This window comes from Endozoicomonas sp. ONNA1, assembly GCF_024606325.1.
Taxonomy (GTDB): domain Bacteria; phylum Pseudomonadota; class Gammaproteobacteria; order Pseudomonadales; family Endozoicomonadaceae; genus Endozoicomonas_A.
In genome coordinates this window covers 1-1,125 of record NZ_JAHHPN010000298.1, presented here as the reverse complement: position 1 = coordinate 1,125, position 1,125 = coordinate 1, and the positions used below count along the sequence as shown (strand labels likewise).

4 protein-coding genes are annotated in these 1,125 nt (G+C 41.4%); all 4 read right to left on the bottom strand.

The annotated features are described in order from the left end of the window. Positions 1 to 469: hypothetical protein (locus KDK19_RS07065; protein WP_257291628.1), on the bottom strand; the 469-nt coding region annotated here is incomplete at its 3' end. 54 nt (positions 470 to 523) lie between these two features. Next, positions 524 to 814, bottom strand: a complete 291-nt coding sequence (locus tag KDK19_RS07060; protein WP_257291627.1) for an integrase core domain-containing protein — start codon at positions 812 to 814, stop codon at positions 524 to 526. A 48-nt stretch (positions 815 to 862) separates the two neighbouring features. Next, entirely contained in the window at positions 863 to 928 is a 66-nt protein-coding gene (locus tag KDK19_RS24330; RefSeq protein WP_368736446.1) for a hypothetical protein, read from the bottom strand. An 11-nt stretch (positions 929 to 939) separates the two neighbouring features. After that, a partial coding sequence (locus KDK19_RS07055) for a hypothetical protein (protein ID WP_257291626.1) occupies positions 940 to 1,125 on the bottom strand: 186 nt, incomplete at its 5' end.

Below are 1,125 nucleotides of genomic sequence, written 5' to 3'. Positions count from 1 at the left end.
TATGCTTTATTATTACTACATCCTTTGTGAATGAAGCAACTTGTGATAAATCAACTATCTCCCCCGTTGCAACAAATATCAGTACGACACTGCTAGGGGGGGATCTTGTAGCGAGCATTCCTCTTCCAAGCAACTCACCATCATCGTATTTAAATATATTTTTCCAACCACTTGCCATTAGTTCAAAAAAACGGTCATTTACATTAGAAGGTAATTCACAAGTTTCCATTTCATCATCGAACTCAAACATTATCCTTTGTCGGGCAAATGATTCCAAAGGAGTACTTTGGCCTCCAAAAAAATCATAGTCAATGCCATTTATCAAAACAGGGAAAAAATTGAAATGATAATATGGAGTAACTGCATGACTTTTTTCAGATGAGCTTTTTATTACAATTTTTATTGCGAAAGATTCACTTGAAAACACTAATAAAGAGAGTAAGAAAGTTAATAAATACTGACGTTTCATCGACCTTTAACCTCAGTCAATCTTAAAATCTTTAGAGTAGTAGCAGTTATAGAATTAGCAACCTGAGTGTAATCGAGCTCGATTGTAAAAATGCTGAATGTGCCCTGCTATAGCATCTCGAAGATGATGGATATTCCAGAACGTCTCTTCGGTCACGAGCTCCCCCTTCAAGGTATGGAAAAAGGACTCAATTTCAGCATTATCACTACAACGCCCAGGTCGATTCATACTGGCAATAAAGCCATAGCGTTTATGCAGTCTCTGTATCTCTGTGGCACGATACTCAACGCCCCTGTCAATGTGGAACACCAGCCATAGCTCAGGTCGACGTTTTCGGACGGCCATCAACAAGGCTACTCTGGTTAGCTTGGCGATTCGATGATTTTTAAGTGACTAGCCAAGCACACTGCGGGAGTAGAGGTCGATAACAACAGCCATATAACACCACTGCCCTCGCACTTTTATGTATGTCACATCTCCGACCCAATACTGATTGATAGCTGTGGGTTTGGCGAGGTCTTTGCGGACGTTTTTTGCAGGCTCGTCCACACGGGGCGACAATGGTTTCTTCGATAGATGCGTGTTTTACGACCCACCAGACCTGCGTTTATCATCATGCGTTCAACGCATTTTCTGCTCACACAAATGCCTTGCAG